Origin of the sequence: Acinetobacter geminorum (genome assembly GCF_013009345.1) — a bacterium.
GTDB lineage: Bacteria > Pseudomonadota > Gammaproteobacteria > Pseudomonadales > Moraxellaceae > Acinetobacter > Acinetobacter geminorum.
Window position 1 is genome coordinate 55,713 of record NZ_JABELE010000012.1, and the last position, 22,861, is coordinate 78,573.

At 39.1% G+C, this 22,861-nt stretch carries 21 protein-coding genes and 1 pseudogene; 9 read left to right on the forward strand and 13 right to left on the reverse strand.

What is annotated here, in order from left to right:
* The first annotated feature begins 146 nt into the window (after nucleotides 1-146).
* Nucleotides 147-401, forward strand: a complete 255-nt coding sequence (locus tag HJG58_RS12625; RefSeq protein WP_002116779.1) for a PspC domain-containing protein — start codon at nucleotides 147-149, stop codon at nucleotides 399-401.
* Nucleotides 402-464: 63 nt separating this feature from the next.
* Here HJG58_RS12625 and HJG58_RS12630 read toward each other — a convergent pair whose 3' ends face one another.
* The 4 genes from HJG58_RS12630 to HJG58_RS12645 all read right to left on the reverse strand — a co-directional run bounded on the left by HJG58_RS12630 (nucleotide 465) and on the right by HJG58_RS12645 (nucleotide 4,286).
* The gene (locus tag HJG58_RS12630; protein ID WP_170249121.1) at nucleotides 465-1,565 is read right to left on the reverse strand and encodes an HPP family protein; all 1,101 of its coding nucleotides are present in this window, start codon (nucleotides 1,563-1,565) and stop codon (nucleotides 465-467) included.
* A gap of 132 nt (nucleotides 1,566-1,697) precedes the next feature.
* Nucleotides 1,698-2,495: a TIGR03915 family putative DNA repair protein gene (locus HJG58_RS12635; protein WP_170249123.1), complete on the reverse strand. Its 798-nt coding sequence runs from the start codon at nucleotides 2,493-2,495 to the stop codon at nucleotides 1,698-1,700.
* A gap of 2 nt (nucleotides 2,496-2,497) precedes the next feature.
* Nucleotides 2,498-3,760, reverse strand: coding sequence for a putative DNA modification/repair radical SAM protein (locus HJG58_RS12640; protein ID WP_170249125.1), 1,263 nt, complete (start codon nucleotides 3,758-3,760; stop codon nucleotides 2,498-2,500).
* Between the two features lie 109 nt (nucleotides 3,761-3,869).
* Nucleotides 3,870-4,286: a lysozyme inhibitor LprI family protein gene (locus tag HJG58_RS12645; protein ID WP_161282733.1), complete on the reverse strand. Its 417-nt coding sequence runs from the start codon at nucleotides 4,284-4,286 to the stop codon at nucleotides 3,870-3,872.
* Between the two features lie 29 nt (nucleotides 4,287-4,315).
* On the opposite strand from HJG58_RS12645, the pseudogene HJG58_RS12650 reads away from it, so the two are divergent.
* The 4 genes and pseudogenes from HJG58_RS12650 (at nucleotide 4,316) to HJG58_RS12665 (ending at nucleotide 8,918) form a co-directional block, all read left to right on the forward strand.
* Nucleotides 4,316-4,741, forward strand: a pseudogene (locus HJG58_RS12650) (hypothetical protein).
* Nucleotides 4,742-4,830: 89 nt separating this feature from the next.
* A complete protein-coding gene (gene glyQ, locus HJG58_RS12655) occupies nucleotides 4,831-5,808 on the forward strand; it encodes a glycine--tRNA ligase subunit alpha (RefSeq protein WP_002044989.1) in 978 nt (325 codons plus the stop codon).
* Nucleotides 5,808-7,877 carry a glycine--tRNA ligase subunit beta gene (glyS, locus tag HJG58_RS12660; RefSeq protein WP_170249126.1) on the forward strand — a complete coding sequence of 690 codons (2,070 nt, stop codon included), beginning with the start codon at nucleotides 5,808-5,810 and terminating at the stop codon, nucleotides 7,875-7,877. The genes glyQ and glyS overlap by 1 nt, the downstream gene beginning before the upstream one ends.
* 78 nt (nucleotides 7,878-7,955) lie before the next feature.
* On the forward strand, nucleotides 7,956-8,918 hold the full coding sequence (locus HJG58_RS12665) for a COG2958 family protein (protein ID WP_170249128.1): 963 nt from the start codon (nucleotides 7,956-7,958) through the stop codon (nucleotides 8,916-8,918).
* Between the two features lie 22 nt (nucleotides 8,919-8,940).
* On the opposite strand, the gene HJG58_RS12670 is transcribed toward HJG58_RS12665, so the two are convergent.
* A complete protein-coding gene (locus tag HJG58_RS12670) occupies nucleotides 8,941-9,840 on the reverse strand; it encodes a DMT family transporter (protein WP_170249130.1) in 900 nt (299 codons plus the stop codon).
* Between the two features lie 108 nt (nucleotides 9,841-9,948).
* Here HJG58_RS12670 and HJG58_RS12675 point away from each other — a divergent pair, with 108 nt between their 5' ends.
* The 3 genes from HJG58_RS12675 (at nucleotide 9,949) to HJG58_RS12685 (ending at nucleotide 11,911) form a co-directional block, all read left to right on the forward strand.
* The gene (locus HJG58_RS12675; protein ID WP_170249132.1) at nucleotides 9,949-10,815 is read left to right on the forward strand and encodes a LysR family transcriptional regulator; all 867 of its coding nucleotides are present in this window, start codon (nucleotides 9,949-9,951) and stop codon (nucleotides 10,813-10,815) included.
* A 147-nt stretch (nucleotides 10,816-10,962) separates the two neighbouring features.
* Nucleotides 10,963-11,382 carry a hypothetical protein gene (locus HJG58_RS12680; protein ID WP_170249134.1) on the forward strand — a complete coding sequence of 140 codons (420 nt, stop codon included), beginning with the start codon at nucleotides 10,963-10,965 and terminating at the stop codon, nucleotides 11,380-11,382.
* Nucleotides 11,383-11,476: 94 nt separating this feature from the next.
* Nucleotides 11,477-11,911, forward strand: a complete 435-nt coding sequence (locus HJG58_RS12685; protein WP_170249136.1) for a hypothetical protein — start codon at nucleotides 11,477-11,479, stop codon at nucleotides 11,909-11,911.
* Between the two features lie 103 nt (nucleotides 11,912-12,014).
* On the opposite strand, the gene HJG58_RS12690 is transcribed toward HJG58_RS12685, so the two are convergent.
* Nucleotides 12,015-13,370, reverse strand: coding sequence for a S8 family peptidase (locus HJG58_RS12690; RefSeq protein WP_170249138.1), 1,356 nt, complete (start codon nucleotides 13,368-13,370; stop codon nucleotides 12,015-12,017).
* A 35-nt stretch (nucleotides 13,371-13,405) separates the two neighbouring features.
* Nucleotides 13,406-13,714 carry a hypothetical protein gene (locus HJG58_RS12695; protein WP_046811856.1) on the reverse strand — a complete coding sequence of 103 codons (309 nt, stop codon included), beginning with the start codon at nucleotides 13,712-13,714 and terminating at the stop codon, nucleotides 13,406-13,408.
* A gap of 586 nt (nucleotides 13,715-14,300) precedes the next feature.
* On the opposite strand from HJG58_RS12695, the gene HJG58_RS12700 reads away from it, so the two are divergent.
* On the forward strand, nucleotides 14,301-15,101 hold the full coding sequence (locus HJG58_RS12700) for a hypothetical protein (RefSeq protein WP_170249139.1): 801 nt from the start codon (nucleotides 14,301-14,303) through the stop codon (nucleotides 15,099-15,101).
* 61 nt (nucleotides 15,102-15,162) lie between these two features.
* Here HJG58_RS12700 and astE read toward each other — a convergent pair whose 3' ends face one another.
* The 6 genes from astE to HJG58_RS12730 all read right to left on the reverse strand — a co-directional run bounded on the left by astE (nucleotide 15,163) and on the right by HJG58_RS12730 (nucleotide 22,654).
* The gene (gene astE / locus HJG58_RS12705) at nucleotides 15,163-16,137 is read right to left on the reverse strand and encodes a succinylglutamate desuccinylase (RefSeq protein ID WP_170249141.1); all 975 of its coding nucleotides are present in this window, start codon (nucleotides 16,135-16,137) and stop codon (nucleotides 15,163-15,165) included.
* A gap of 12 nt (nucleotides 16,138-16,149) precedes the next feature.
* Nucleotides 16,150-17,493: an N-succinylarginine dihydrolase gene (gene astB / locus HJG58_RS12710; RefSeq protein WP_068563901.1), complete on the reverse strand. Its 1,344-nt coding sequence runs from the start codon at nucleotides 17,491-17,493 to the stop codon at nucleotides 16,150-16,152.
* Nucleotides 17,494-17,512: 19 nt separating this feature from the next.
* The gene (astD, locus tag HJG58_RS12715; protein ID WP_170249143.1) at nucleotides 17,513-18,982 is read right to left on the reverse strand and encodes a succinylglutamate-semialdehyde dehydrogenase; all 1,470 of its coding nucleotides are present in this window, start codon (nucleotides 18,980-18,982) and stop codon (nucleotides 17,513-17,515) included.
* Nucleotides 18,982-20,013, reverse strand: coding sequence for an arginine N-succinyltransferase (astA, locus tag HJG58_RS12720; protein WP_170249145.1), 1,032 nt, complete (start codon nucleotides 20,011-20,013; stop codon nucleotides 18,982-18,984). Before astA ends, astD begins: the two co-directional genes overlap by 1 nt.
* Nucleotides 20,014-20,031: 18 nt before the next feature.
* On the reverse strand, nucleotides 20,032-21,246 hold the full coding sequence (locus HJG58_RS12725) for an aspartate aminotransferase family protein (RefSeq protein WP_170249147.1): 1,215 nt from the start codon (nucleotides 21,244-21,246) through the stop codon (nucleotides 20,032-20,034).
* Between the two features lie 136 nt (nucleotides 21,247-21,382).
* A complete protein-coding gene (locus tag HJG58_RS12730) occupies nucleotides 21,383-22,654 on the reverse strand; it encodes a Glu/Leu/Phe/Val family dehydrogenase (protein ID WP_017481698.1) in 1,272 nt (423 codons plus the stop codon).
* Nucleotides 22,655-22,861 lie beyond the last annotated feature (207 nt).

Here is a 22,861-nt window from a genome sequence, read left to right on the forward strand (position 1 = left end):
GTAGATGTTAGTTTCGTTCATTTCAATCCTTTACATATTTTAACTATTTTACTTTTTAAAGGACTTTAAACCCGTTATTTCGTCTCCATATTTTTATTAAGCAAGAGCAATAGCTTCTTGTAACTTTTATCTTTAAGGAGAATTAGATGGCCAGTTCTGGTTTATATCGCTCGAACCGACACAGCATGATCGCCGGTGTAATGGGTGGTATTGCTGAACGTTTTGGTTGGAACGTAACTTTATTACGTGTCATTTTTGTTTTGATCTCAATTATGAGTGCTGCCTTTCCAGGAATTTTAGTTTATCTGGTTTTATGGTTAGTGATTCCAAAAAAACAGCCAGAACATATTGAAGGCTATCGACAATCCGTCCGAACAGTAAATGAAGAACAAGTACGTTAATTAATAACTTTGGTCGCTACGGTTGCAGCCCCTAATCAACCGTAGCTTTTTTTATTCTAAAAATTATAACTTTCGATTTAACTGTTGCTGTAATGCAGCAATCATATCTGCACGGCTAATCATTCCTATAAGCTTGCGATCTTCAACCACAGGAATGTAATTAAAAGACTTTTCAACAAAGTATGGCACCAAATCTTGAATAGGTTGAGTTGGCAGTACGGTAATCACTCTACGGCTCATAATTTGTTTTACATAATGCTGCCAAGAATTTCTTGGGTCGGCTGCGCCTTTAAACCATTCTACGACTTCATATAACGCTAAAGTTCCGACCAAATGATTTTCTGTATTTACTACAGGTAGGCTCATTAAGTTCACTTGTTTAAACTTATCGAGTGCCTGATGAATATCATCATCTTCATGTAGTTTAATCACATCACGGCTCATAATATCCTGACAGATATATTTATTTACCATACGCTCATTGGCATGTTCCTGAGCTTCTAAAATGATTTTTTCTAAGTCGTATTGGCTAATATCTAAAAGTTCAGTGTGATGCCCTAATGCATACTCAATATCTTTCGGCTGAATCGATACTTTTTGAGTTGGCGTTGGGTCCTTACTTCGCTCATTTAAATGCGCGGTAACCGGATAATGTCGCCCAATCAATCGATTAAAGAAAACAGCAAACCCAAGTAGAAGTAACGAATTGAGTAAAACTGGATAAAAAATAAAGTAAAAGCCCAACTTATGAATTGTGGCCCCACCTAGTACTGCTGTAATCGCAACCGCTCCACTCGGTGGGTGCAAAGAGTCGGTGGTCATCATTAAAAAAATGGCAAAAACAACTGCAACACTAAAAGCTGTGGTTAAATCCGGAATCCACTGCGCACAAGCAACCCCAATAATTCCAGCCAACGTATTACCGACAATAACATTCCATGGTTGGGCCAAAGGACTAGTCGGCACAGCAAACAATAGAACAGATGAGGCGCCCATTGGGGCGATGTACCATGCATTAATTCCACCGAGAACATACCAGCTAATTAAGGAGGAAATTGCTAAACCACACAAAGCCCCAATACCGCAAAGTAACCGTTCTTTTAAGGGTAAAACTTTAAAATTTGGCTTTAAAATCTGTAACCATTCTCGCTGTATAACACTCACAGTACACCTTAGGGGATATGCCGTCATTTATAACGGGCAAAAGTATACGCCCAAAGCCACATAAAGTGCATTTAAATTATACCTTTTAACTATCAGAAAACTTATTAAACCTATTCTTACTATTCTAAAACTTTAATATTCCATCAATTTTTCATTTAAATAACGCCAATAACGCTTCGGCAAATATTGCACATGAAGTTTTATATTTTGCCGTTCAGTAATATTAACGCTCTTAAAATAATCCTTCCAAAGCTGATCATATAAAACTTCCTGCTCATCAAGCTCAAGCTGAAAGCTTTGGCTCATTCCATTTTTTAAATTACGATCAACATCCGAGGCTTCTAATGAAACTTCATGTATTTCACGTAAATCATAATAGATTCCAAACTTGCGTTGTTCGTCATAAATAAGCCAACGTTGATCTTGATAACGCCGTTTAAAATGAGGCTGAATAAGCGGTAAAACATTAAAATCAGGACGTACTAAACTTAAAAAAAGTTCATCCTTGGTTTTCTTAAACCGAATAAAAGCCTCCATCCGATGCTTCTCTCGCCCGACCTTTTTCGTCCACTGCGCAATCGCTAAAACACTAGGATTTGAATAATCTTTTTCAATGGAAACATGGCTAGTAAACACATAGATACAATAATCAAATAAGTGCTGATAGGCGTCTAAAGATTCAGATAAAGAGGCAAAATAAAATTGTTTTAACGAAGATGGTGAAAGCTTTTTTTGTAGCGCTGACCAAACACGTTCAGCATGCCGTTCGTTATTTGCAACCTCAATTTTATCGGCAAATAAGCCATGTTGAGCTGCATTATTTAAACAGAGCCTGACCTGTAATTCTTTAAATTGAAATGCACGAAAAACACAGCTCAGCAGCCCAACCATTGAACCATCAAAATAGTAAGCCACTTCCTCATTAAACATGGCTAAAACCCAAGGCTTAATTGTGGCGAGAGTTGCTGCACATATTTCGAGGAACCCTGCGTTAAAATCTGTTGCCGAATGTAGCCAGAAGATAGTTCTTTTTGGAATTTTGGACTGTCTTCGCAGCGAATAAAGAATTTTGCACGCTGATAGGCCACGCCTAGTTTTTTTAATAAATCAATATGGATTTTTCCAAAACGGCGAGCTTGCACAATTTTCTTCGCCGATTTCACACCAATGCCTGGTACACGCAAAATCATCCGATAATCAGCACGATTTAAATCTACCGGAAACTGTTCGGGATGCCTTAATGCCCAGCTTAATTTTGGGTCTACATCAAGGTCTAAGTTTGGGTGTTTTTCATTGACGATTTCATTAACCTCAAAACCATAAAAACGCATCAACCAATCGCTTTGATAGAGTCGGTTTTCACGAAGTAATGGCGGTGCAGAACCTACTGCGGGTAAATAATTATTTTCATTATTAATTGGGATATAGCCAGAAAAATAGACGCGTTTGAGTTTAAATTCTTTGTAGTGCTTGTCTGCCATAAACAAGACATCTTGGTCTGACTCTTGATGAGCACCAACAACCATTTGCGTAGTCTGCCCTGCCGGCACATATTTCGGTACATGCTTAATGATTTGCCGTTCATCTTTAAGCTGAATCAGTCTATCACGGACCAAACCTAAATCTTTTTGCACTTCCTGATGTGATTTTTCTGGTGCAAAAGTTTTTAGACCAATTTCGGTCGGCATCTCTAAATTAATACTCATCCGGTCAGCATATAAACCTGCTTCATGAATCAGTTCAGGAGATGCCCCCGGAATGGTTTTTAGATGAATATAACCATTAAAGTTTTCTTCAAGACGCAACTTCTTTACGACTTGAAGCATACGCTCCATCGTGTGATCTGCCGATTTAAAAATGCCTGAGCTTAAAAATAAGCCTTCGATATAATTACGGCGATAAAAATTAATGGTTAAATCTACAACCTCTTGCACCGTAAATGCTGCACGTTGGACGTCATTGGAACGGCGTGAAACGCAATAGGCGCAATCAAAAATACATACATTACTAAATAGAATTTTTAAGAGAGATACACAGCGGCCATCTTCAGTATAGCTATGGCAAATTCCTGAATGGCTGGCATCTCCTAAACCTTTATCTTTATTTTTACGGTCACTGCCACTTGATGAACAAGACACATCATATTTAGCAGCATCAGCAAGAATCTGTAGTTTTTCCCGAATGCGATCAGACATATCAAACGACTCATTTATGGCATCGTTTAAAAAATATCATTTTGCATTCTTAAATTTAATCCAGTGAAGTACGCTCGGCGTCATGAGGTGACGTTTAAAATAATCCGCCTTAATTAACATATTCTTCTAGTTGCTTTACACGCTCGGCATACTCTTGCATTGGGCAATATGAATACATCGGTGAGCCAATGTATGAGCCTGCATTACTACATTCCTGATCTACATAAGCTTTCCAAAGTCTCTGAGATTTTAAAATATCTTGGTAACGTTCTGGCTGTTTGTATTCTTCGCTTTGTGTACGAATTTGATCAATCAGAGCAACAATTTTTTCTTCATAAGTCTTTTTAGCTCGTTCAGAGCAACTATGCACAACCATGTTATTAATACTCTCGAGCTGCATTTCTTTAATAGTCTGCTCTACACATTGGTTGTATTCATCTTGCTCGTCAGCATCAGTCTGCGCATATAGCCATGGACTACAAAAAAGACTGGATAAAACAATGAGTTTGCAGCAAAATTTCAGCATAATTTATTCTCGATTCTATAATTTTTAATATGCTTCAATATAACAAAAAAATGATTATTCGCGCACTTGCGCTAGCTCCCATCCCTTTGTTGAGTATATCTGCCTTAGGAATAATCATCTTCAATGCGGAATTTAGTCTTTATTCGGTTGCAGTTATTTTTCTAGCCCATTTCTTATTTTATTTACTTTTTTATGGCCTTCTAGTTATTCCTTTCGCATATATCACTTCATATTTTCTCGTGCGTAAAAATCGTTTAAATCTGATGAGTATTTTTATCTGCGCAACTGTCATCTGGATTTTGATTAGCCCTATTACACGCTTAATTTTTGTCGGTTCATTCCCTTCTCCTTGATGGCATATTTATAAGATCTATAGTTTTTATCTTATGATTTTATTTACCAGCTTTTGCTACTGGCTAGGCTTGAAATGGCTGAGGCGAAAACAAATAGGCTAAACACATATTCCTGTGATTAAGCCTTTGCCACTCCCCCACAAAATCCTTATACTTAGTGGCAATTTTTCTCATAAATTCGTGGATGCTACATGAGTCGCGCCATCTCGCACATTGATACATTTCAGGGCTTAATTCTTGCCCTACAAAACTATTGGGCCGAACAAGGCTGCGTCGTATTGCAACCTTACGACATGGAAATGGGCGCTGGAACATTCCACACCGCAACATTCTTACGTGCTTTAGGGCCTGAAACTTGGAACGCGGCATACGTTCAACCTTCACGTCGTCCAAAAGATGGCCGCTATGGTGAAAACCCGAACCGTTTGCAACACTACTATCAGTTCCAAGTGGTACTTAAGCCAAACCCAGACAATATCCAACAGCTTTATCTCGATTCTTTAAAAGCAATCGGGATTGATACGCTTACTCATGACATTCGTTTCGTAGAAGACAACTGGGAATCTCCAACGCTAGGTGCTTGGGGCTTAGGTTGGGAAGTTTGGCTTAACGGTATGGAAGTAACTCAGTTCACTTACTTCCAACAAGTCGGTGGTGTTGAATGTTACCCAGTAACAGGCGAAATCACTTACGGTTTAGAACGTCTTGCAATGTACCTTCAAGGTGTTGACTCGGTTTATGACCTTGTTTGGACTAAAGGCCAATTTGGTACTGTAACTTACGGCGACGTATTCCATCAAAATGAAGTTGAACAATCGACTTATAACTTTGAATACGCTCCAGTTGAAAAACTATTTGAACTGTTTGATTTTTACGAATCAGAAGCAAACCGTTTAATTGAAGCAAAACTTTCTCTTCCTGCTTATGAGCAAGTCGTTAAAGCTTCTCATACCTTTAACTTGCTTGATGCACGTGGTGCAATTTCTGTGACTGAGCGTCAACGTTACATTTTACGTGTACGTACTTTAGCGCGTGCTATTGCACAAAGTTATGTACAAGCACGTGCAGAACTTGGCTTCCCAATGGCAGAACCACACTTACGTGATGAAGTATTGGCACAGCTAAAAGCACAAGCTGAAAGTGAAGCGGCAAAGGCGGAGAAAAACTAATGAGCAAACATACTGTTTTATTCGAACTTGGCTGTGAAGAGCTTCCACCAAAAAGCTTAAAAACGTTACGTGATGCATTACAGGCAGAAACGGTAAAAGGCTTAAAAGATGCTGGCTTAAACTTCGCATCAATTGAAGCTTATGCAGCTCCACGTCGTTTAGCGCTCAAAATTGTCGACATCGATGCTGCTCAAGCGGACACTCAAAAACGTTTTGATGGTCCTGCTGTTCAAGCGGCTTACGATGCTGAAGGCAAACCGACTAAAGCGCTCGAAGGCTTTATGCGTGGTCAAGGTATTACAGTTGATCAGCTTTCTACTTTCCAAGCAGGTAAAGTTGAAAAAGTTTGCTATTTAAAAGATGTAAAAGGTCAAAGCCTTGACGCTTTACTTCCACAGATCTTACAAACTGCATTAGACAATTTACCAATTGCTAAACGTATGCGTTCTGCTGCAAGCCGTACCGAGTTTGTACGTCCGGTTAAATGGGTTCTTTTACTCAAAGACGACCAAATTATTGACGCCACTATTCAAGATCACAAAGCTGGTAATGTAACTTATGGTCACCGTTTCCATGCACCAGAAGCTGTGACTTTAGCGCATGCAAATGACTACTTAGCTGCTTTAGAAAAAGCGTATGTTGTTGCGAACTTTGAAAAGCGTCAAGCAACCATTCAAGAACAAGTGAAAAAGTTAGCTGATGAAGTGAACGCAACTGCAATTGTTCCAACTGACTTACTTGATGAAGTAACAAGTCTGGTTGAATGGCCTGTAGCTTTACGTGCAACTTTTGAAGAGCGCTACCTAGCTGTTCCTCAAGAAGCTCTTATTACGACAATGCAAGACAACCAGAAATATTTCTGTTTGATCAATGCGGAAGGTAAATTACAGCCTTACTTTATTACTGTTTCAAATATTGAGTCTAAAGACCCGACTCAAATTATTGAAGGTAACGAAAAAGTTGTTCGCCCTCGTTTGTCTGATGCTGAATTCTTCTTCTTACAAGATCAAAAGCAACCGCTTGCATCTCGTAAAGAAAAATTAGCAAACATGGTATTCCAAGCACAGCTTGGTACGCTTTGGGACAAATCAACACGTATTGCAAAACTTGCAGTTGCATTATCTTCAATCACTGGTGCAAACCCAGCTGATGCTGAAAAAGCTGCATTACTTGCTAAATGCGACTTAACCTCTGAGCTTGTTGGTGAATTCCCAGAACTTCAAGGTATTGCGGGTACTTACTACGCGCGTATTGAAGGCGAAAACACTGAAGTTTCAGAAGCTTTAGGTGAACAATACTTACCAAAATTTGCAGGTGATGTTTTACCTAAAACCAAAACAGGTACAACTATTGCTCTTGCTGATCGTTTAGATACGCTGGTTGGTATTTTCGGTATTGGACAAGCGCCTACAGGTTCTAAAGACCCGTTTGCTCTTCGTCGTTCAGCAATTGGTATCTTACGTTTAATCATTGAAAATGAGCTAGACGTAACAATTGAAGAGTTAGTGAATCTTGCACTTCAAGGTTATGGCGATATCGTTAAAGACCACGACAAAACTCGCGCTGATGCTGTTGCGTTCTTGGAAGGTCGTTACCGTGCTAAGTATGAAGACCAAGGCGTTGCTGTTGACGTACTTCAAGCAGTTCAAGCTCTTGCACCAAAATCTCCACTTGATTTTGACAAGCGTGTAAATGCTGTTAACCACTTCCGCACATTACCTGAAGCTGCTGCACTTGCTGCTGCAAATAAACGTGTTGCCAATATTCTTGCCAAAGAAGCAACACCTGAAGGTTCTGTAGTTGAAGCAAACTTGGTTGAAGACGCTGAAAAAGCATTATTTGCTGAACTTCAAGCAGTGACACCTGTGGTTGAACCATTACTTGCAGCAAAAGATTACACAGCTGCCCTTTCTAAGCTTGCAGCACTTCGCGCACCGATTGATGCATTCTTTGATGGCGTAATGGTTATGGCAGATGATGCTGACCTGAAGGCAAACCGTTTACGTTTATTAGCTCAGTTGCGTAACTTGTTTACTGCTGTGGCTGATGTGAGTGTGTTGCAAGGCTAAGCTCTGTAATTCATTGAAATAACTTAGAAACCCTGCTAATAATAGTGGGGTTTTCTTTTTAAACAGATCTACTCAAGTATGTCTAAGTTATCACAAACGCAAAAAGTCGCAGAATTCTTAAAAACGTATCCAAATAAAAAATTTAATGCACGAGAGATTGCCGAATCTATCATTCAAAAATATCCAGAAGATTATGACCAAAAAAGGAAAAATAATCGTTTTGAATCAGAAGCAGACTTCTTACAACAAATTGTCCGTGAAATTAGTAGCGGAGCAAAAACCAATATTCTAAAAGTATCCCCACATATTCACCTACAAGATCAACCTCGGCCAAGACAATTCTGGTTTGATCCCCACACAATTTATGAAGCAAACCATAATATAAATTCAGATATTAGCGAATCTCTTTTAGACAGTTTAGAACCTGAAATTAATTTGCCAATTATAAAGTCTGGGAATTTATCTGAGCATGATTTATACCCTATTCTTACCGAATTTCTAAAGTCAGAACTCAATTTATATTGCCTCAGAATAGATGAAAAACGATCTAAGAATTCTCGAGGACAAAATGGTAATCAATGGTTGCATCCCGATATTGTTGCCATGCAACCTTTAGACAGACACTGGAATGAACTAGTTAAAAGTTGCGTTAAACACGGTTCTGGACAAAATGCTCGCTTATGGTCATTTGAAGTAAAAAAAGAACTCAATAGCACAAATATTCGTAGTAGCTTCTTTCAAGCTGTAAGTAACTCAAGCTGGGCAAATGAAGGATATTTAGTTGCAACCTCGATTTCTACAAGTGATGTTGAAGATGAACTCCGTATGTTATCTGCATTACACGGTATTGGTGTCATTTTATTAATACCAGAAAACCCAACTGAAAGTGAAATTTTATTGCCCGCACGCAGACGAACAGAAGTTGATTGGCAATCTATTAATCGTATTGTGAATGAAAATGCTGACTTCAAAAATTTTATTGAGCTTGTATCTATCTATTATCAAACTGGTCGTATTCGTACACAGGATTGGAACCATTAATAAGAAAGGAGAAGGGGTCCCATCACACCCCTTTCTTTCTCCTCCAATTCATCCACACCAAACTCCCCACAATAATCACTCCACCTAACAGCACCATCATTGACGGTTTTTCATTTAAGAAAACAACTGCCAAACTCATTGCGACAATCGGCGAACAATATAAAAAATTCGATGCAATTGTTAACGGCATATTTTTAAGAACATAGCCCCAAAGTACATAAGCCATCGCACTTGGGAAAATACCCAACAAAACTATAGACATATTGGCTTGCCAAGTAGCATGTAAAATTTCATGGGGTAAATGAGTACTATAAAATAGTAAAGGAATGGTTCCGAACCAAATGATGTAGCACATCATGCTCAAGGCATCATAATTTAAAGCAAATTTCTTATATAAATTAAAGTACAGCCCCCATGCAATTGCAGCTAAAACAATTAATAAACTATAAGGGCTCGGTACACCAAAACCATGATCTCCACTAACCACCAACACGGCGCCGCAAAGCCCCAATAAAATACATAGCCACTGTTTGAACCGAATTTGCTCTTTAAAAACTAAAGTTGAAATAATAAAGGTAAATAGCGGAATAGATTGACTTAAAATGCTGGAGGCAACCGCAGTCACATATTGTTGCCCTGTATTTATCAGCAAATGATGCAGTGTTACAGAGAAAAATCCTAACACCCCAAGCGCAGGAGCATCTTTCCACTTTAAAGGCTGAATGCCTTTTTTTATGACCAAAAGCAGTAAAGAAAATGAAGCAATTAAAAAGCGAAGCAAGGCAATATGCTGCGGTGTATATGAATGCAAAGCACTATGCACACCAATAGGTGAATAACCCCAACAAAAAACGGTCACAGCAATACACAAATAGAGCTTAAATGCGGGAGGCTGGGTTTCGGCAGCAAGAGGAATTGCCATGTTAAATCTGCACTAATGAAATGGAACTCTTTCATCATATGCGCATGGATAGTTCAATAAAATTAACTTATATTGAGTTTAATATTCATTAAAAGTGAATAACAAAACATGGATATCTCTCAATTAAAGATGTTCCAAACCGTGGTTGAATGCGGAACAATGACTAAAGCATCAATGCAACTGCATTGTGTACCATCCAACATTACGACACGGATTAAACAACTCGAAGAAGAGCTTGGTGCACCTTTGTTTTATCGTGAAGGTAAAGCTTTAAAACTCACTCCATCAGGAGAAATCTTTATAGATTATTGCCATAAAATTTTAGCGCTATGCGATGAAGCTAAACGAAGCATTCATCCAGATGCACCACCTTCTGGCCCATTAAAAATTGGAGCAATTGAATCTTCTGCCACAACACGTTTACCCAATTTACTTGCGAAATATCATCAACGTTTTCCAGAAGTTTCCATTCAAATTATTACCGGCACATGGAAACAGCTATTAGTCGATATTTCTCAGCACAAACTTGATGGGGCAATTGTCGCAGGTAATATTGAGTTTCCGATGCTCAATAAGCTCAACATTTACCAAGAAGACATGGTCTTAATTGCATCTGAATCTTTGGGAGAAATTCATTGCCAAGAAGATTTGATTGGTAAAGAAATTTTTATGTGGACTGAAGGCTGTCCTTACCGTGCAGCTCTCGAAGAATGGCTTAAGCTTAAAAACATCTCTCTTCCCATCACCAGCATTACCAGCTATGCCACGATTATTGGTTGTGTCAGTGCAGGCTCAGGGGTGGCTCTGGTGCCTAAAAGTATTTATGAGCAATATAAGAATTTGGCTCATATCCAAAGTTATAAATTTGAATATCTTGCCTTTATGCAAAATCACTTTTTCTGGCACAAAAATGTGAGCAACCATAAAGCCAGAGACATGTTTATAGAATTGATTAAGACTGAATTTAGTTTATGAATCATTGCAATGATCCGTTTAGCGCTATTAAATGATGATTTATCGTAATCAAATCGTATGGGTTTTATCTCATTGCAGTACAAGCTTTATTTTTAACAGTAAGATCATCACTTCATCTTTTGATTCTGGTTGGGGAGATTGATCCATATGAAAACCTTACAAGTGTTATGCGTTGCAAGTTCTATATTGGCTTCATCAACCTTATTTGCAGAAACAACACAGCCACAGCAAGTTGTTGAAACGACACCTAAAACACAACCTTATGGTGACAATCCTAGCTTAGGGCGCGTACTGTTGTATAAAACAGGCAAAGGTATACAAAATTTAGGAAACTCTATTCAAGGTGCTTCTGAAAAAACATCGAATAAAATTAGTGAGAAATGGCAAAACACCAAAGAATTTACTGCTGAAAAAGCAGAAGTGGTTCAACAAAAAACAGATACCGCCAAAGTATTTACCGAACAGAAAATAGAGCAAGCCAAACAAAATATTACCAGTAGCCGAAATGGTGAAAATATTCCGATCGAGCAAGGTGAATTAAGTAAATCGAGCACAACAGCTAACTAATTTTTGGATAGCGCGATAACTTCACGCTCTTATAAACACAGATATTCATCTAGAAATAATGTCATTAACTATAAGAAAGCTAGGAATCTGCCTTATGAATAGTCAAAAACTCCTCTTTTCAACACTATGCTGCTTAGCATTAACTGCATGTGCGACCTCTACACCTCCTTCTTCACCTTATTCTCAGGCACAAGTTTTAGAACAAGATACGAATATCGAGGCTTATCCCTCTACCACAGGTAATGTAGCCAAACTCATTAAACAAGATAAACAAGCTTGTATGATTGAATTTACTGGCTATTTAGGGGGTGGACATGTAACTGAGCACTGGACTTTTAATAATAATGGTCTGATTTCAGCGACCTCATCGACTATGCAATATCCTGATGAATCAGGCATATTAAATCAGGCAACTAACTCTACAACTAAAAGCTCAACGACATTTAATATTCAAGATCCAGAAATTCAGAATAATTTCAAGAAGCTCCAAAACAACTTTAATCCAGCGAATCTAGCAAAGTGTAATTAATACTTTTTACATAAAAAGCCCGTTGCAGAAGTTACCCTTTGCAACGGGTTATAGCTATTTATAAATTTCTTGGACCTAATTTAAAAAATTATAAATAAGCTATTTAATTAATAGTCAAACCATTTGTTGCAGCCATTAAATCAATACGAGGGAAAACCAATCCCGTTCTTGGGTCAGTAATTGGTTTACCGGTCGTTTTTAAACGACTAATCGTTTGATCAATACTTTCTGTCGGACTCACACGATTTGCTCGTAATAAAGCAATTGCACCTGCCACATGTGGTGTCGCTTGAGATGTACCTCCCATGGTATAACCACCCGCCGTGATCATTGCTCCCGGTGCCAATAAGGTCACAAGACTACCACCATTACTAAAGCACGCTACCTTATCTGCCGCTGTGGTTGGGTCGGAACATTTCACTGGATTCCCCCATGACACACCACCAATATTACTATCATAAACAGCACCTACTCTTACTGCACCAGCTACACAAGCAGGAGATGAGATGCCATCTGAAAATGCATCATTACCTGAAGCGACTACAGGCACCACACCAGCAGCTCGTGCATTGGCAAATGCAGTTCCATAACTGCTATCACTACACTCAGAGGTATATTTAACACCCGGTACGCCAAGGCTCAAGTTAACTGCTTTAATATTATAGGTTTGTGCATTATTTACAGCCCAGTTAATCCCTGCGAGGATATCACTATCATAAGCTGTGCTTACCCATTTACCTTGGGATCTCACTTTTCTAAAGACATCAATGCCTATAATTTTGGTCTTGGTAGCAACCTTAGATACGATCCCTGAAACATTACTACCATGCCCATCATCATCTAAAGCGCCATCATCTGGTGCACTATCAAATGAATAAACCACTCGACATGTGTTTGATGGTGTATTTACTGCCGTACAGCCAAAATCAGAGTGAAGATAATTCACACCTGTATCAATCACCGCCACACTAGAGCCTTCGCCCGTAAAACCATTGGTATTGGCTTGTGGTTGATTAATTAAAGGTAAACTTTCATTGGTCGTAGTCTGGTTAATACGGTTCGGATAAACCGCTTTAACATTTGGATCATTTAATAAAGTCACCAAAGCTTCGCGATTACTAATTCGATAGAAAGCTAAAGGCAAATTATTGTAGTCCCGAAGTACTTGTACACCACCAGCACGGTTAAACCTTGCCTGTATATTCTTTTTATTTGTTGCAATATAACTCCGCCGTTCTAAACCGGAAGGCACACTCACCGAAGGAATATTGTATTCGACGATTAAATCATTCGAATCATTATTAACCAAGGCATCCAAATCAATTTTGCCCTGAAATACTTTTTGTTTTGCTGCTTGATTTAACCGCTGTTTAGCACCTTTAGAGTCCAAAGGAAGAGCGGATGCAGTTGTACTTAATATTGTACATAGACCTAATAGAAATAACGTTTTACTTTGCATTATTTTTCTCCGTAGTTTTTCAACTAACAATTTGCTTATTTCGCTTTTATTTCATTTGCTGGATCTTTTTCTGGATCAATCGGTTGAATAGAAAGATCACTTTTTGTGTCATAAAAAGGGACGGTATCAGCTGATACCGATTGAGGATGAGTTGAATGTTGAGATAGATTTTTAGGTTGAGTAGGCTCCTTAAGTTTAGAAAGAAAGGACGCGGTGTCTGGTTGTGGCGAATTCGACTCATGTAAAGCAGAATTGAACACATCAGATGCACCACTTGTTGGCTTAAGATAAAGAACAACGGCGACCAAGCCGACCAATACAAGAAGGGAAGCAATAATTTTCATCTGTCATATCTCTGTTTTTTTGTTTATAGATATCTATTTTTATTTTTGATTATTCGAAATAAAGTGTCATTTCTTTCAATATATTTCATGTGAAATTTCTATTTCATGAAATATACAAACCTGAGAAAAGCCAAAGTACCTTTTCCCGAATAAGCAAAAATACAGTTCTGCCCTGTACATTTATATTTCTGGCAGAAGATGGTTCAAAAAAGTGCTAAAAAAGCACTCCATTCTCATAATAAGCAATAATTATGCCGTTTCCTCTAATAAATAATTAGATTCACATCACATTTAAAGATATAAAGAACAAGTCAGGAAAAAACGAAAGAGAAAAAATTAAAGGATCTTTTTTAAAAAAGGAAAGACAATGGAGTTTAATTAGAATATCTAACAAATAAATGTTCTTTTTCACTTTATTATTAATTTTTATTAATCTTCACAATTTATCCCTAGTCTGTTTACTCAACGTAACACTGTTGTAACATTTTTATGAAGTTAGTTCCCAAGCCCATATTTCCTTGGCTATGATTCGTTTGCGTTTATGAAATACCTCACTAAAAGGGTATATTCTTTGAAGGATATCGCAATGAAAATTATGAAAACAGCTATCGTTACTGCAAGTGTTCTTGCTTCTGCCTCTATTTTTGCACAAAGTGCGGGCGTTAATGCAGGTGCTTCTGCTCAAGTAAATGTACAACCGGGTGGTCTTGTTAGTGGCGTAGCCAATACAGTCAAAAATACTGCACATACTGTGGGTAGCACAGCCAAGCATGCTGGTCATGTAGCGGCTGACACTACAGTTAAAGCAACAAAAAAAACAACAGGAAAAGTGACTGAACTTTCTTCTAAAGCTGCAAATGGTACAAAACATTTTGCTGCCGAAGCTGCGACAGGTACTAAAAATGTAGCAACTAAAGCTGCAAACGGTACTAAACATTTTGCTACCGAAGCAGTAACAGGTACTAAAAATGTAGCGACTAAAGCTGCAAACGGTACTAAAAATCTAGCAGTTGAAGCGAAAGCTGATACAAAAGCAAGTGTTGATGCTGTAAAAGCTAAAGTTGCAGACAAACAAGCAGACCAGAAAGAATTTACTGCTGAAAAACAAGCTAATGCTCAAGCACATGTAGATGCTGTAAAAACTCGTGTAGCTCAAAACCAAGCCGAGCAAAAAGAGTTTGTAGCTGACACAAAAGCAGATGCTCAAGCGAAGTTAAATGCAGCTCAACCAGCACATGAAATTAATGCTCAAACTGGTGTAAATGTTGGTGTTAACGTTGGTCCTGTTGGAGTTAACACAAATGCAAATATAAATGCTGGTGCTCAAGCATCTACACAAAAAGCTGAAAAGAAATCTTGGGTTAAAGGTCTTTTCGGCACTAACTAATCAGTTATAAATAAAAAAGGGCAATTAATTGCCCTTTTTTTATTTCTCAAAAAACAAGTATTCAATTCGCTTCAGTTAAAATTAAGCCCGCACGCAAACCAAGCTTCACATTTGGATTTGGAAATAAAATCCAGACCTGATCTTGCTCAACCACATAATTACCAGAAGGTTGAGTTGCAATGATTTCACCTTTGGTAAAAGTTGAAAAATTCGGAGCTTCAGCAGATAAATTCATCTGGAAGTCTTCATCTTTTTTAATTAAAGAATCAGACACTTTAAAGACTCGAATTTTTGTTTTATTGCGTAGCGGTAAGGCTTGCTCAGAAACTACATTACGAATGACTTCATCAATTGCTGCAAATTGGCTCAAGTCATTTTGCCCAAATGGTAAGGCTTTACCTAACTCTAAAGTTGCGCTCGCCGCTTTAAAATTCTCACTCGTAAAATGTGTAAACGTTTTACCTACTGCATTGTGATAAACCAAAGCATCTAAATCGGCTGCTTCAAGACTTGCTGTTAAATCAGCATCATAGCTATGGGTTTGATAGGGAAATAAAGCAAATGTTGGTAACAATGAAGCACGAATTGCTGTATGTAAATCATAGTGATAGCGTTTAGCGTCACTTGCACTTTCTTGAAAGAAGTTTGTGACAACTTGCTCCAAAACTTCAGCACGCTTTGATTCTTCAGTCACGGGTAGAGTTTTATACCCGCCACAAAACATTCGATTTACATCGTCATGCACATAGCGTTTGCCTTGACGCATTGCATAAGGGTTCCCCAATACAAGCAGCAACCTCACAGCAAGGTTTAAACGCCCTGCAAATAAATCCGTGCAAAGATGAGATAATAATTCAATTGGCGCTGTTTCATTACCATGCACTCCAGCTGACAGTACGACAGCTTTGTCGTACTGTGCGTTTGGGGTACATTCAAGAAGTCCTTCACCTAACCAACGCCAAGAAAAGTTATTTTGCTTCCCTTCTAACGCTGTAGGTTGCTCACCTTGTAAGGTTAATGCTAGAAAATCTTGCATGTCACCTCCTCATTATTTTTGGAAAGGATAAACCGAACCTAAACCTAAAATTTTGGTTAGTTCGTCAAGTGCCATACGGCTTTCCATTAACAAATGCGGATCAGCCAAATCTTCTTGTGCTAAACGATCACGATAATGTTTATCAACCCATTGATTGAGTGTGCCAAACAATTGATCGTTCATGAGTACTTTTGGATTTACGGCATTTAACTCAGTTTCGTTTAAAGCTACACGTAAACGTAGACAAGCTGGACCACCACCGTTACGCATACTTTCGCGTAAGTCATATACCTGAATAGCATCAATTGGTGTGCCCATTTGAATCATGTCATTCAAATAGCCCCACACTGCTGCATTTTGACGAGACTCTTCCGGTACAACAATAGTCATTCCACCATCTGGACGAGTCAAAATTTGGCTATTAAATAAATAGGTTGCTACGGCATCATCAACGGTAACACGGTTTTCAGGGACTTCAATCGAAATAAAATCTTCACCGATGCTTGCCATTTTTTGACGAATTTCAGCAAAGGCCTGATCTTGATTTAAAAAGGCATGTTGATGATGGAATAAAACCTGTTGGTTACTTACCGCGATCACATCATTGTGGAAAACGCCCTGATCAATTACATCCGGATTTTGCTGAACAAAAACAGTATGTGCATCATCTAAACGATGCAAACGTGCAATTGCTTCACTTGCCTCACGCGTTTGACGAGCCGGATAACGTTTTGGTCCCGGCAAGCCATTATTTAAATGTTGTTGACCATAAACAAACACCTGAACACCGCGCTTAGCATAATCACCACCTAAGCGGTTGTGATTGGCTGCACCTTCATCACCAAACAAAGCCACTTGTGGCAATGCTTCGTGATGTACAAAGTGGCGTTCATTTTTAAAGATGGCTTGTAAAACTTGGCTTGTAGTTTCAGCTTCAATTGAACGGTGAAACTTATTGTTCAAGTTCGCTGCTGTGAAATGCACACGCTCATCTTGGCTATCTGCCGAAGGTGAAACAGTAGCCGCATTGGCAGTCCACATTGGAGAAGCTGAACTTAAAGATGACAATAGTTCAGGTGAATGACGCATTGCTTGAGCAATAACGCTAATGTCATCACCTGTAAAACCTAAACGGCGTAACATTGGAACATGTGGACGCTCATGCGGAGCAAGTACACCTTGTTTCATTCCCATGTCAGCCAAGGCTTTCATCTTTAGCAAACCTTGTTTCGCTGCTAATTTTGGATTCGAGGTATTATTACGGTTTTTCGTCGATGCTTCATTACCAAACGACAAACCCGCGTAGTGATGTGTTGGTCCCACTAAACCATCGAAGTTTACTTCATATCCTTTCATTTTTTTCTTTCCCTAGTGTTTAAGGCAACACAATCCCTGGAGATAATTTTTCTGGTAAAGTTAAGCTGTCACTTTCAAGTGATGCCATTGGCCAAGCACAATAGTCGGCAGCGTAAAAAGCACTCGCGCGGTGATTACCTGACGCCCCTACACCACCAAACGGTGCAGCACTTGAAGCCCCAGTTAATGGCTTATTCCAATTCACAATACCGGCACGTGCTTCAATGAGTAAGTCATCAAACAGTTCGCGTTTTGGTGAAACCAAACCAACTGACAAGCCAAAACGAGTTGCGTTAGCAATTTTTAATGCTTCATCAAAGTTGTCATAACGTTGAATAGTCGTAAGCGGACCAAAATATTCTTCATCTGGAATATCTTTCACGCCTGTGACATCAACAATGCCTGGCGTAAGTAACGAACTATCTTCTTGAGGACGCGTCATGGCTAATAAACTTTTTGCACCCAGCTCAAGTATTTTTTGCTGAGCATGCATCATGTTTGTTGCAGCAACTGACGAGATTACCCCACCCATAAATGGTTGTTGCTCGTCGTTCCAACGGCCAACTTTTAGGTTTTTAGCAACTTCAACAAAACGTTGAATAAATGCATCACCTTCAGCACCATTTTTTACCAAAATACGGCGCGCACATGTACAACGCTGACCTGCCGAAACAAAAGCAGATTGAATAGCAAGATTAACTACTGCATCAACATCGATAATTTCATCAATAATCAATGCATTATTGCCGCCCATTTCAAGCGCAAGAATTTTTTCAGGTGCACCTGCCATTTGCTTATGCAAGTGATAACCAGTGTTTGCACTTCCGGTAAACAATAAACCATCAATTTCATGTGAAGCAGCTAGCGCTTCACCCGTGGTACGTCCACCTTGAACCAAGTTCATCACACCATTTGGCAGACCAGCTTGTTGCCAAAGTTTTACAGTTTCTTCAGCAGTCCAAGGCGTTAATTCACTTGGTTTAAATACAACTGTGTTGCCAGCAAGCAATGCAGGAACAATATGCCCATTTGGTAGATGGCCCGGGAAGTTATATGGACCGAAAACCGCAAGTACACCATGCGGACGATGACGTAAAGATGCTACACCATCGGCCATTTCAGTTGAGCTTTCGCCTGTACGCTGGTGGTAAGCACGAATCGAAATCGCAACCTTGCCAATCATTGATTGAACTTCAGTTAACGTTTCCCAAAATGGCTTACTGGTTTCTTGGCTAATGACTTCTGCTAAATGCTTTTTATTTTCTTCAAGCAAAGCGGCAAATTTTTCAACAATCGCTACACGCTCTGCAAGTGGTAAACGCGCCCAAGCTGGAAACGCAGTACGCGCTGCCTGACAAGCTTGCTCTACATCAGTAGCAGTAGCCTCGGCACCTGACCATACAGTTTGGTTATCAACCGGATTTGTTTTTTCAAATATTGCACCGCTGCCTTGTAACCAGACACCGTTTATAAATAAAGAGTTTGACATCAGGATACTTCCATTGGATTTAGTGATAACACACGAACAACGTGGCCTTCTTGCACACCGAGTTTTTCAGCTTGTTCATGTGTTAAATTTATTGTGTTATCAACAAGATCAAGCTTTAACAACATTGCCTTATAGTCATGATAATTATCATTGGCAATGAGATATTGGGTCTTACCGACCACAACTTCACTTATAATTTTGACGTTTAGTAACTGACTTTCTTTTACTGCTCGCAATTCATCAATATTGGCTTCAATGGTTGGACCCGCATCAAAAATATCGACATATCCTTGATAGCGTAAGCCTTCCGACTCAAGCACATGATAAGCAGGTAAAGTTTGTGGATGCATTTTTCCAATTACCTCTTGCGCATCTTTTGGCAAGAGATCTACATAGACTGGGAAACGTGGCATAAGCTCTGCAATAAACACTTTTTGCCCAATTCCACTTAAATAGTCTGCTGTTGAAAAATCCATATTAAAGAAATGGTGACCAATAGCATCCCAAAATGGAGAACATCCATTTTCGTCTGAGAAACCACGCATTTCAGCAATTAACTTTTTCTCGAAATATTGCTTAAAGGCAGCGATAAACATAAAACGGATTTTCGATAAGAATTTACCGTTTTGGTTTTCACGACGCTCTGGATCTAAAAATAATGTACAGAGTTCACTACTACCTGTTCTGTCATTACTTAAAAATAAAGTAGGTAATGACTTATACACATTTAATGCTTTTGAAGCGTGTACTTGAGTACCAACATGAAAGTTGTACCAAGGTTCAATGAGTCCAACAGCAACTTCAATTGCACTTAACCCAATAACACGTTGAGCTTCTGTATCTTCAAGAACAAACAGATAACCTTGTTCACTTTTATGGACATTGCCATTTAAAGTATTGCGAGTACGTGAAATTCGAGCCGAAAGTGTATCCATATTTTGTGGCAAGGAAGTCAGGCCTACACCTGACTTACCTGCTAATTTATAAATATCTTCAAGATCTCGAAACTCGGCATGACGGACGATCATCATGGCTAGCTTTCCTTTTTTTTATTTAGCCAACTTTGCCAATGCGCGTTTTAAACGAGCAATTCCTTCATCAATATCTTGTTCAGGAATAATCAGAGACGGTGTAAAACGAACCACGTTAGGTCCTGCGATTAAAGCAAGTAAACCTTCTTCGCCTGCCCATGTGGTAATGTCTTTCGCTTTCCCTGCATACTCAGCTTTTAATACACAACCAATGAGTAAGCCTTGACCACGAATTTCTTCAAAAATCGGGTACTCAGCATTTAATTTATTTAATGCGTCGATGAAATATTGATGACGATGTTTTACACCCTCAAGCACTTCAGGTGTATTAATAAACTCAAATACTGCACCAGCAACCGCACTCGCTAACGGGTTACCACCGTAAGTCGTACCATGTGTACCGACAGAAAAATGCGGTGCAAATTTATCAGTTGTTAGCATTGCACCGACTGGGAAACCACCACCTAGTGCTTTTGCAGTAGTTAATACATCTGGAATAACACCAGAGTTCATGTAAGCATATAGTGCACCTGTACGGCCAACACCAGTTTGTACTTCATCAAAAATCAGCAATGCACCAAACTCATCACACAGTGCACGTAAACCTTTTAAAAATTCAATATCAGCAGGAATAACGCCGCCTTCACCTTGGATCGGCTCAACAATCACGGCACAAGTTTGTTCATTAATGACCACTTTTGCAGCTTCTAAATCATTAAAGGCAACATGGTTGATACCGTTTGGAAGTGGTGCAAAGTCTTGTGAATATTTAGGTTGACCACCCGCTGAAACGGTAAATAAGGTACGGCCATGGAATGCATTGTTAAATGCCACAATGCCACTTTTGCCAGCAACACCGCTATCTAGTCCAACTTTACGAGCTAGTTTTAATGCCGCTTCGTTCGCTTCTGCACCTGAGTTACAGAAGAACACTTTATCTGCAAATGTATTTTCAGTGAGTTGTTTTGCAAGGCGTAGAACCGGTTCATTTGTATAACCGTTGCCTACATGCCAAAGTTTTGTTGCTTGTTCTGTTAAAGCATTCACTGCCACTGGATGCGCATGACCTAATGCGTTTACTGCAATCCCGCCTGCAAAATCGATATATTCTTTATTTTCTTGATCCCAAATACGTGAACCTTCACCACGTACCGGAATGAAATTTGCCGGTGCAAAAACTGGAACCATCCAGTCGTTAAAGTTGCTTCGAGTTACAGAAATTGGCTGTTCCATGCTTACCTCAGTATTTATTTAATATATTCGATAACACTTAAATTTGAATAATTCAGAAAAAGGGACTGAACAAATGAACCCTATAACATCCTTTATATTTGCTCAGACCACTTTTTCTAAAAGTAATTTCCGCAGATTAGCCTGGGAAAATACCGCGCTCTTTACGAGCTTTTAAGATACGCTCACATGCCAAGATGTAAGCTGCTGTACGTAAAGTACAAGCGTTGCTGTTCGCTGTATTCCAAACATCATCCATAGCTTGAACCATCAACTTGTCTAAACGCTCGTTGATTTCTTCTTCGCTCCAGAAGTAGCTCGCCATGTCTTGAACCCATTCGAAGTAACTTACAGTTACACCGCCGGCGTTACATACCACGTCAGGAACTACAACAATGCCACGCTCAACTAATACATCTTCAGCTTTAGGATATGTCGGGCCGTTTGCGCCTTCTAAAATCAACTTAGCTTTAAGTTTTTGAGCACGTTCAACAGTGATTTGGCCTTCCAATGCAGCTGGAACAATAATGTCAACTTCAGCTGTCCAGAAATCTTCGTCAGCAATTGATTGCGCGCCAGCAAAGCCACCAACACCTTGATTTGCATTTACGTGATCACGTAATGCTTCAAGATCAATACCATCAGCATTGAAAATTGTGCCAGTGTGGTCTTGAACGTGTGTAACTTTCGCTTTTGATTCAACAAATAAGAAAGCTGCTTCACTACCTACGTTACCAAAACCTTGAATAGCAACTTTCGCGCCTTCAATTGGCAAATTAATTTTTGCTGCTACTTCACGACCTGTAACGAATACGCCACGACCAGTTGCTTTCACACGACCTAAAGAACCGCCTAAGTGAACTGGTTTACCAGTTACAACACCAGTTACAGTGTGACCTTGGCTAGTAGAATAAGTATCCATCATCCAACCCATGATATTGGCATTAGTACCAACGTCTGGAGCAGGGATATCTTTTTGAGGCCCAATAATATGACCAATTTCAGTCGTATAACGACGAGTCAAACGCTCTAATTCACGAGTTGATAATTTACGTGGATCAACACGGATACCACCTTTTGCACCGCCAAATGGCAAGTTCAAAACAGCAGTTTTAATTGTCATCCATGCAGACAATGCCATTACTTCATTCAAATCAACATTTGGATGGTAACGAACACCGCCTTTACCCGGACCACGAGACAAGTTGTGTTGTACACGGTAGCCTTCAAAGTGCTGGATCGAACCGTCATCCATCACGATTGGCACGTCAACAATAAGCGCACGCTTAGGACGTTTTAAAGTATCGATATAATCAGCTAAGTGTTCTAAATATGGCGCTACACGGTCAATTTGTGCCAAGTAAGTTTGCCATGCATCGCTATGTTCGTTTACGTATGAAAGATCTGACATCTTTTTTCCTATATACCTTCATAGACTCAGATTTGATAAATCCGTAGTCTTTATTATTCAGCAACTAAAACCTTGCAATAACAAAGTCTTAGTTTATTTACTAAACCTTCTGCTCTTCTAAAGCATTAGGTTTTTTAAATTCCATTTGTTGATACTAAAAGTACGATCTACTTTTATATATCGATATCTTTTACAAGCTTTCTTTCA